Source organism: Candidatus Magnetominusculus xianensis (assembly GCA_001541255.1).
Classification (GTDB): domain Bacteria; phylum Nitrospirota; class Thermodesulfovibrionia; order Thermodesulfovibrionales; family Magnetobacteriaceae; genus Magnetominusculus; species Magnetominusculus xianensis.
This window is the reverse complement of sequence record LNQR01000104.1, coordinates 1-8,959: the sequence shown is the minus strand read 5'-3', so window position 1 is coordinate 8,959 and position 8,959 is coordinate 1. Positions and strand designations below refer to the sequence as shown.

Annotated in this window: 8 protein-coding genes; all 8 read left to right on the top strand. The window is 44.9% G+C overall.

The features are described from left to right. Nucleotides 1-225 precede the first annotated feature (225 nt). Nucleotides 226-723, top strand: a complete 498-nt coding sequence (locus tag ASN18_RS13755) for a nitrous oxide reductase accessory protein NosL (RefSeq protein ID WP_085053360.1) — start codon at nt 226-228, stop codon at nt 721-723. After that, the gene (locus tag ASN18_RS13750; RefSeq protein ID WP_085053359.1) at nt 723-1,016 is read left to right on the top strand and encodes a hypothetical protein; all 294 of its coding nucleotides are present in this window, start codon (nt 723-725) and stop codon (nt 1,014-1,016) included. The genes ASN18_RS13755 and ASN18_RS13750 overlap by 1 nt, the downstream gene beginning before the upstream one ends. Nucleotides 1,017-1,036: 20 nt before the next feature. Next, nucleotides 1,037-2,209: an ABC transporter permease gene (locus tag ASN18_RS13745; RefSeq protein ID WP_085053358.1), complete on the top strand. Its 1,173-nt coding sequence runs from the start codon at nt 1,037-1,039 to the stop codon at nt 2,207-2,209. Between the two features lie 6 nt (nt 2,210-2,215). Continuing rightward, nucleotides 2,216-2,908, top strand: a complete 693-nt coding sequence (locus ASN18_RS13740; protein ID WP_085053357.1) for an ABC transporter ATP-binding protein — start codon at nt 2,216-2,218, stop codon at nt 2,906-2,908. Continuing rightward, the gene (locus ASN18_RS13735; protein ID WP_085053356.1) at nt 2,905-3,915 is read left to right on the top strand and encodes a hypothetical protein; all 1,011 of its coding nucleotides are present in this window, start codon (nt 2,905-2,907) and stop codon (nt 3,913-3,915) included. Before ASN18_RS13740 ends, ASN18_RS13735 begins: the two co-directional genes overlap by 4 nt. 98 nt (nt 3,916-4,013) lie before the next feature. Continuing rightward, on the top strand, nt 4,014-4,973 hold the full coding sequence (locus ASN18_RS13730) for a hypothetical protein (RefSeq protein ID WP_085053355.1): 960 nt from the start codon (nt 4,014-4,016) through the stop codon (nt 4,971-4,973). 43 nt (nt 4,974-5,016) lie between these two features. Beyond that, nucleotides 5,017-6,846 (top strand): tetratricopeptide repeat protein, encoded by a 1,830-nt coding sequence (locus tag ASN18_RS13725; RefSeq protein WP_085053354.1) that lies wholly within the window; start codon nt 5,017-5,019, stop codon nt 6,844-6,846. Nucleotides 6,847-6,849: 3 nt separating this feature from the next. Further along, the gene (locus tag ASN18_RS13720; RefSeq protein WP_085053353.1) at nt 6,850-8,676 is read left to right on the top strand and encodes a tetratricopeptide repeat protein; all 1,827 of its coding nucleotides are present in this window, start codon (nt 6,850-6,852) and stop codon (nt 8,674-8,676) included. Nucleotides 8,677-8,959 lie beyond the last annotated feature (283 nt).

The window sequence follows — 8,959 nt, the reverse complement described above, 5'->3', positions numbered from 1 at the left end:
ACTAACGTCCCCTCTTCATTCTTGTCCTTGGCTCTTATTTTACTGCCATCGATAAACAGCGTATTCCCCTCTATTAGCTTTAATTCCATAAGTATAGGCAATCTCAGCTTAATTTTTCTAATGCGTTTGCCCTGCGTCGTGTTTATTTATATCGTGCAGATTGATTATAATAGGTAATAAGGAATCCTTTATAAAAAGGTTATTTTATGTGCCAGGGAGGTTTTAATGCTGCGAAAATCTTTTGTTTGTGCCCTTTTGCTTGTGGTCATCTCTGTTACGGTCTATGCCGCAGAGCCGCATAAACCATCTGCCGCTGATAAATGCGCTGTCTGTGGTATGCTGGTTACACCGCATGTGAAATGGCTGTCTCAGATTATCTTTAAAGACGGTTCGGTCATGTTCTTTGACGGCCCGAAGGATATGTTTAAGTTCTACTTCGACATTCCTAAATTCGCACCTGCAAAGACACAGGCCGATATTTCAGATATTTACGTTACCGAATACTATACGGCTAAACCAGTGGATGCCAAAACTGTGGTCTTTGTAACTGGCAGCGACGTAATGGGCCCGATGGGAAAGGAATTCGTCCCAGTGACGGCGGACAAGGTAAATAGTTTTATGGTTGACCATAAGGGGCAGAAGTCGCTTAAGTTTGACGAGGTAAAGGTTGCAGACTTTCACTCAGGCAATATGGACAAGTCCCACGCTGACCACAAACACTGATGTTAAAGACAAAACTATTCGCTGCGTTTATTGTTATAGAGGCGGCAGCGCTGGCGGCTCTATATGTAAGCTCAGTCAGCACAGTCCACTTAAAAGAGCCGGAGATGGCGCTCAAGGGTTCACTGGTACGCGTGATGAAATTAACCGATGTTGCATTCTGGACAGAGGCCAGATATACGAGGCACCCTTCACAGGCTGACTTTTTTACCGCGTTTCAGGATTTTCCCATGTCGGTTGATCACTTTCCGGCTGGTTCTATCGTGCCTCCTTCGCAAATACACGGGGCCCAATAATCAGGTGATCAGGTGATCGGATGAGAGGACATGGCCGAATCATCGAGTACGCGCTGTCTTCCTTGAGCAGAAGGAAACTCAAGAATCTTTCTGTTGCGGCTATCTTTAGTATCCTGATAGCCGTGCTTAGTTCTATATTGTTCCTCATGCACGCGTATAAAACAGAGACGCTTAAACTGCTTGACAGCTCCCCTGAGATAATCCTTCAGAATATGTCAGCCGGCAGACACGAACTAATCCCCTTAGAATACATCAGTACACTTTCGGGCATTGCCGGTGTCGGCAAGATAGTGCCCAGGTACTGGGGATACTACTATGACTCGCTGACCAGCGCCAACTATACGCTTATGGCAGTTGATGCCGATGATGCCAGCGATAAAAATAAGCAGGATGTAAAACTAATTAACGGGCGAATACCACAGACAGTCGGCGAATGCGCCATTGGCAGCGGCGTGGCAGCGATCAGGCAGATAGGACTAAACGACGATTTCTTTATGACCCTCGGCACAGAACAAAACGTCAACCTGAAAATAGTCGGGATTTTCACATCAAACTCTGCCATTGTTACAAATGACCTCGTCGTCCTTACAAAGAACGACCTTGTTAAGTTTTTCAACATGCCAGTTGACAAGGCAACAGATATTACCATAGAGGTAAACAATCCCTCCGAGGTAACCACTGTGGCAAGGAAAATCAGGCGTGCATACCCGGACTCAAGGCCAATACTAAAAATTGAACTCACCCGTACCTATGACAATATATTTAACTGGCGCGGGGGGATTGTGCTGACAATGTTCTTTGGGGCAATTGCGGCCTTTATGATATTCGTCTGGGATAAGGCTACGGGGATAAATGCCAGAGAGAGACAGGAGATAGGGATTCTCAAGGCCATTGGCTGGGAGACCTCAGATGTGCTGCAATTAAAATTCTGGGAGGGCACCATTGTCTCACTGAGTTCGTTTCTCACGGGATTGATACTGGCATACGCACACGTATTTTATTTTAATGCCCAGTTCCTTGCCCCTGTTTTAAAGGGCTGGTCGGTGTTGTTTCCTAAGTTTCAGCCGATGCCCTATATTGACCTGTATCAGATATTTGTCCTGTTTTTCCTCACGGTGGTGCCGTATGTTGCCGCCAGTATTGTGCCTTCGTGGAAGGCTGCAACCTCTGACCCTGACGCCGTGATGAGGTAGCCGGGGATGGACGCAGTTATCAGGGCTGAAGACGTATCAAAGGTGTTTAACGCCGGGCTTGCCGATGAGGTGAGGGCGGTTGCGGGTGTGTCTGTTGAGATACCCAGGGGGCGCATAACGGTGTTAAAAGGTCCAAGCGGCTCTGGTAAGACAACCCTTCTGGGGCTTATCGGCTGTATGTCAAGGCCGACAGAGGGGAAAATCATTGTAGAAGGCAAGGATGTGGCAAAACTCCCTGAGCGTTTTCTCACCAATGTGAGGCGAAAGACCTTTGGATTTATCTTCCAGCACTTTAATCTTATCAGAGGGCTGACCGTCAGTGAAAATGTCATGCTCCCGCTCTATCCCACCGATATAGACAGTAAGCAGATGCAGCAGCGCATGGAGGAAATACTTGGCAAGTTAGACCTTACGGCAAAACTCAATGTTAAAATAGAGAAACTCTCAGGCGGGCAGCAGCAGCGTGCAGCAATTGCCCGTGCCCTGATCAATGAACCCGCCGTTGTACTTGCCGATGAGCCCACTGCACATCTCGATACAAAACTATCAGGCGACCTTCTTAATATCATCACAGCCTTAAACAAAGAAGGAAAGACCATCGTAATAGCCACGCACGACCCATTGATTTACGAAAAGCCGTATATCGACAATATAATAGAGATGCGTGACGGCGCAGTTAAAGAGGCCGCACTGTTGTGATATTCCACCCCGGAGTCCTTGCCCTTGTCGTAGGCTCTGTGATTGTCCTTGTTATGGCTTTTTTTTCTGTCTTCCTTGGAATAAGAATAATAATTGGTTGGGACATTACAAAAAGTACGGCAAAACAACTGATACTTGAGCGCCAGACATATCTTATTACTACAATTATGAAATACGTGCTGGGCTTTCAAATCCTGTCCCTGTTCCTGTTCGTGTATACGGCTGATGACATTCACAAGCTATTTGTCGGGGCAATGTGTACGACTGGTTCGCTTAACGCCAATCTCATAGGGTGGACGGTGTTGTTTGCAAAAATTGTGATTTTTTTCCTGTGTGCCGTGTGGCTTGCTATTAATCGTGTGGATGAGATGGCAGAGGACTATCCACTTGTCAAACTCAAGTATAAGTATCTGGCTGCGCTTGTCCCTGTCATTGTACTTGAGGGATACTGGCAGTTGAACTATTTCCTTGGGCTTCGGGCAAATGTGATTACCTCGTGCTGCAGCTCATTGTTTAGTGACGAGGGACTGACGGTCGCCTCATCTCTTGCATCTTTACCTGTTACTGCGGCAATGTATATGTTTTACGGTGCGGCTGCAGTTGAGCTTGCCCTGTTGTCAGTACTGCTTCGCAAAGGGTCTGTGTCCTCACCGCTGAGGTATATATCCGGCGTCTGGTCGCTCGTGTTCTTTGTCATTTCAATTGCGTCAATAGTTGCCTTCGTATCTATTTATTACTATGAGACCCCTGTGCATCACTGCCCGTTCGATATACTGCAAAAACAGTATATGTTTATAGGTTATCCACTCTATGGCAGTCTGTTTGGCGGCATACTTTTCAGTCTTGGTGCGGCGGTGATAGAGAAATTTAAAAAAATAGATTCAATACGAACTCAGATTCACCATACTCAGAGGAGATGGACGATAATGTCCATAGTGTTACTAATCGTATTTATAATAATTGCGACATGGCCGGTAGTGTTTTCAAATTTCAGGGCGTATGACTGAGCATTACGGCAGTATGGCTGCCTTAAGGTTGTCATTTTTTTAGTTTTGTTGTACAATTTTCAAGATGATGGCTGTCTTGGCAGCACAGGAAGGACAAAATGTACAGTAATCTTTGGGCACTATTTATTATCTGGCTTAAGGGCTTACCGGATGACTGGAGAGGCCGGGGCGTTAAGAAAATCGTTGCCGATGTCAATATGCTGCGAAGGGTATTTCCCGCGAAGGCGATTAAAATAAAAACTTCGGGCGCTGTGGTAATATCAGAATCCGGCAGGGAAATGACCGCTGAGATAAACGACAGGGACATTATTATAGCTGGAAGCATTTCATTAAAAAACTGTGTTATTCTGCTGAGGGACATGACGCTTAACATTGATATGATTGGGGAAAAAATTGAGGAGAAATTTGGTCATAAAATCCTGACTGACGGCTCTCTATGGGTAGAAAACACACTGTTTTTAGGCAATATGGGCTGTCTCACCAATCTGAACATCGTCTCTGGAGGCATAGTTCAGGGAAATATTGCAAAGGTCTCAATGCTCTATATACGTGAAGGCAGATATAGCGGGACAATCTCAACCATTGAGAAATGGCTTCACATATCGAATTCCCGCGGCGTCTTCAAGGGCAGCATAGGCAGAATCGGTGAGGCGCTCTATCTGGACGCCGGTGAGCTTATAACAGATTCATTACCTGTTATTGACGGCGGCTACGTAGTTGTAAAGGATGGTAAGATATTAATGCCTGATGAGACTCCATGGCCACGGGAGGCGGTAATGGAACATATTGGTGCGCTCAGTGAAGACCGTGAACTTTTTATCATTGGCTCTGGCGGCAGTGTCTTGCTTGGCGCCGGTGGATCGTATGTCCTGTGTAAAGAGGGCACAGACCCGTACTCACGATATAAGACAGAGAACATTATCTCATCTAATAGGTTTTACCGGCTAATCGACGGGGAAATCTGTGAGGTCACTCTGAGAACCGCCTCAAACCAGCAGTTAATCCCACAGGCAAGCAAATTTTACACATATGTGCGCCTTGAGATAGTGAGGTGTTAATGACTATCTGGCAGGCTCCCGGAAATCTGGATGGAGATTTGAGATGCTGAGTAACGTAAGAAGGCTGTCCGCCCTGCCCATAGTTCACCTGTTTATTATAGCGGCAGTGTGCATAATCGCCTACAGCAATTCCTTTAAAGCGCCGTTTATGTTCGATGACTACACCAATATAATTGAAAAAAGCGTAGTCAGGGATATTGGGCAGTATAAAGATAATTTTTTACTGGTCACACCTTCAACGAATCGCCGCTTTATAGCGATACTGACATTTGCGCTGAACTACAAGCTCCATGGCATGAACGTCATGGGCTATCATATCTTCAACCTAGTTGTGCATGTGTTTAGTGCCCTGCTTGTATATCAGCTCGTCCGCCTAATATTCAGAACACCGGCAGGCTCTAATCCTGCATTGGGCCATGGCGTTATGGCACTTTTTACTGCCCTGTTGTTTGCCGTTCACCCGGTTCAGACATCTGCCGTGACGTATATTGTGCAGCGTTATACATCCCTTGCCACACTATTTTGCCTTGTCTCACTAACGGCATATGCAGGGTCGAGGCTCACGCCTTCATCTGCCCTGAGATATACACTCTACGCAGTTTCAATTTTTTCCGTCATTCTTGCCATGAGGACAAAGGAGATAGCCTTTACGCTTCCTGTGATTGCTGTGATGTTTGAGTTTATGTTTTTTGAAGGAAAGATAAAACGCAGGATTCTGTATTTGATTCCGCTGATATTGACTATGTCAATCATACCAATCTCCATACTGGCAGCCAATTCCCCCGCCGCGCCAAGTGCGATAAATACTGCGCCAGATGTGATAAATACTGTGGTAAATAACTCGCTGACATCAGGCATTGCAAGCTCCTCTGCCGCAGTTACAGATATCCCCCGAACAGAGTATCTGTTCACGCAGTTTCGCGTCATAGTGACATACTTGAGGCTGCTTTTTATCCCAGTTGGGCTCAATCTCGACTATGATTACCCTGTGTTGAGGAGTTTTTTTAACCCCGAAGTCGTGTTATCTTTTTTAGTATTAGCGCTGCTTTTCGCCTCGGCTGTATATATGTTATACCGATTTAATCAGGCTGGGGCGCCGTACCGCTTTTTGAGCAGGCTGTATTCCTTTGGCATACTGTGGTTTTTTATTGCCTTGTCTGTTGAGTCTTCTGTCATGCCGATAAAAGACGTAATAAATGAATACCGGCTGTATTATCCATCGGCAGGGTTTTTTATCGCTGTGATGTCCGCAACTGCGTGGACAGTGGAAAAAAGGGGAAGACAGGCGAAGATATACGTATTTTCGGTATTGCCGGTAATAGTTATCTTGTTCTCGGTAATGACCCTTCTGAGAAACGATGTCTGGGCTGACAGGCTGAGGCTATGGGAAGATACGGTGAGGAAAAGCCCTGGCAAGGCCCGTCCTCATTATAATTTAGGGTACGACTACTACAGATACAAGCGTTTTAGGGATGCCGAAAGAGAATATCTGATAGCAACAACTCTGAAGCCAGATTATGCCGACGCTTACAACAACCTTGGAGACATCTATGCCTCGCAAGGACGCATGAATGAGGCGCTTAATGCGTTTAAGAAAGCTGTTCAATATAGTCCAGGCTTTGCCGTTGCATACAACAATCTGGGTACGATTTATGATGAAAGAGGGCAGTATGAAGAGGCAGTCATGCACTATCAAACTGCCACAAAATTGAAGCCCGACTATATCAACTCCCGCCTGAACCTTGGAAATCTCCTCACAAAAATTAAGAAATATCAAGAGGCGGCCTCGGAGTTTCAACAAGTGCTAAACTATCAACCTTTTAATGACGAGGCAATTGCAGGGCTCAAGAAATTGCAGGACGCTCACAAATAGATTATGGAAACGCCAGAAACAAAAAAAACAACACCTCTACTGAGACAGCCAATCGTTCATCTGACGATAATAGCGGTAGTTTGCATAATAGTATATAGCAATTCCTTTAAAGCACCGTTCATGTTCGATGATTACACCAATATCATTGAAAAGAGTGAGATCAGCGATATTTGGCAAAACAAGAATAACTACTCAATAATAGGTCCAAAAGCAAACCGCCGTTTTGTGGCTATGATGTCCTTTGCCTTGAACTACAAGCTCCACGGTATGGATGTCTGGGGCTTTCACGCCTTTAACCTGATTGTACACGTATTAAGTGCCATGCTCGTATACTGGCTCATAACGCTAATATTTCGTACGCCTTTCTTTAAAGCATATCTCCCCACCTTCGGCAACGACATAACAGCGCTTTTCACCGCCCTGTTATTTGCCGTCCATCCGGTTCACACGTCTGCCGTAACGTATATTGTGCAGCGTTATACATCGCTTGCCACATTGTTTTGTCTGATTTCACTCGTTGCATATGTACAGTCAAGATTTGCAGGTTCAAGGGCAGGAAGATATATGTTTTATATTTTATCTTTATTTTCAATTTCCCTTGCCATGAAAACAAAGGAAATTTCCATTACACTCCCTGTAATTATAGTTATGACCGAGCTTCTGTTTTTTGAGGGGAATTTGCTGAAAAGAATACGGTATCTGCTTCCATCGGTGTTAATGATCTTAAATATACCGGTATCTCTAATTATTACAAAGTCTTCTAATTCAGCCGTAATAAACGCCAACATAGTAGAGCCAAATACCGTCTATTCGACTTTTATAGTAAGCGCTACCGGTCTGACTCCGTTTGAGTATCTGCTCACTCAGTTCCGCGTAATAATAACGTATTTGAGGCTGTTATTTGTCCCCGTAGGGCTCAATCTCGATTACGACTACCCTGTGTTTAGGAGTTTTTTCATGCCTGAAGTCATATTGTCTTTTTTAGTTATTTCGTCGATTTTAGCCTCGGCCTTATATATGTTATATCGCTCTGCGGCTATGACAAACGAAAATCATGGCAGGTACGCAGCCAGACTCTACGCTTTTGGCATACTTTGGTTTTTTACCGCTTTGTCGGTCGAATCATCTGTTATACCCATAAATGACGTAATAAACGAATACAGGTTGTATTATCCCTCGGTAGGATTTTTTATCGCTATTATGTCTGTCGTCGTGTGGGTGGTCGAAAATAAGGGAAAGCGTGAGAAAGTATATGCAGTTACACTATTCGCTGGAATAATTGTCACACTATCGATGATGACCCTGTTAAGAAACGAGGTTTGGGCCGACAGGATAAGGCTATGGGAGGATACTGCAAGAAAAAGCCCTAACAAAGCCCGGCCTCATCATAATCTAGGATATGATTATATAATCCGTGGACGCATTGCCGACGCCGAAAGGGAATATAAAAGAGCGACAATCCTTGATCCCAAATTATTTCAAGCATATAATGACCTTGGAAACATCTATGCCTCACAAGGACGCATGGATGAGGCGCTTAATGCGTTTAAGAAGGCGGTTCAATATAACCCAGACTTTGCAGTTGCACATAACAATCTGGGTACGATTTATGATGAGCGGGGGCAGCTTGAAAATGCAGCCGCACACTATCGAACTGCTATAAAATTGCAGCCCGACTATATTGACGCCCATCTGAACCTCGGAAATCTCATGATAAAGGCAAATCAGCTTAACGATGCGGTCATTGAATTTCAGTCTGTGTTAAAGTATGCCCCCTACAATGATGAGGCATCAGACAAGCTAAGGGCATTAAGAGGCACTCGAAAATAGATTAATTCAGCCCTCATCCCGTTGTCAGCTTCTCTGTTGACGCTTGTATTTCGGTTAGTCGTACAGTGCATACACTGATGGTTATGCCAGTGTTTCAGGCTGATGATGCAGGGCAAACGCGCTATATGCGTTTTGTTGTTATTTAAGAGTCAGGTTAATGCAAAATGTATCATTCAAATGTGCTAAATCTGTCATTCCCGCTTTCCAGACTGTGTCATAATAGCACCCCCCTTTCTTTTGAGGGGTGGGCGTAGCGGCTAGGCAGCTGGGGTATTTTAAAATA

Bases quoted from the DNA above. Each gene is read 5' to 3' on its own strand.
- ASN18_RS13755 (WP_085053360.1), top strand. From the start codon at position 226: ATGCTGCGAAAATCTTTTGTTTGTGCCCTTTTGCTTGTGGTCATCTCT.
- ASN18_RS13750 (WP_085053359.1), top strand. From the start codon at position 723: ATGTTAAAGACAAAACTATTCGCTGCGTTTATTGTTATAGAGGCGGCA.
- ASN18_RS13745 (WP_085053358.1), top strand. From the start codon at position 1,037: ATGAGAGGACATGGCCGAATCATCGAGTACGCGCTGTCTTCCTTGAGC.
- ASN18_RS13740 (WP_085053357.1), top strand. From the start codon at position 2,216: ATGGACGCAGTTATCAGGGCTGAAGACGTATCAAAGGTGTTTAACGCC.
- ASN18_RS13730 (WP_085053355.1), top strand. From the start codon at position 4,014: ATGTACAGTAATCTTTGGGCACTATTTATTATCTGGCTTAAGGGCTTA.
- ASN18_RS13725 (WP_085053354.1), top strand. From the start codon at position 5,017: ATGCTGAGTAACGTAAGAAGGCTGTCCGCCCTGCCCATAGTTCACCTG.
- ASN18_RS13720 (WP_085053353.1), top strand. From the start codon at position 6,850: ATGGAAACGCCAGAAACAAAAAAAACAACACCTCTACTGAGACAGCCA.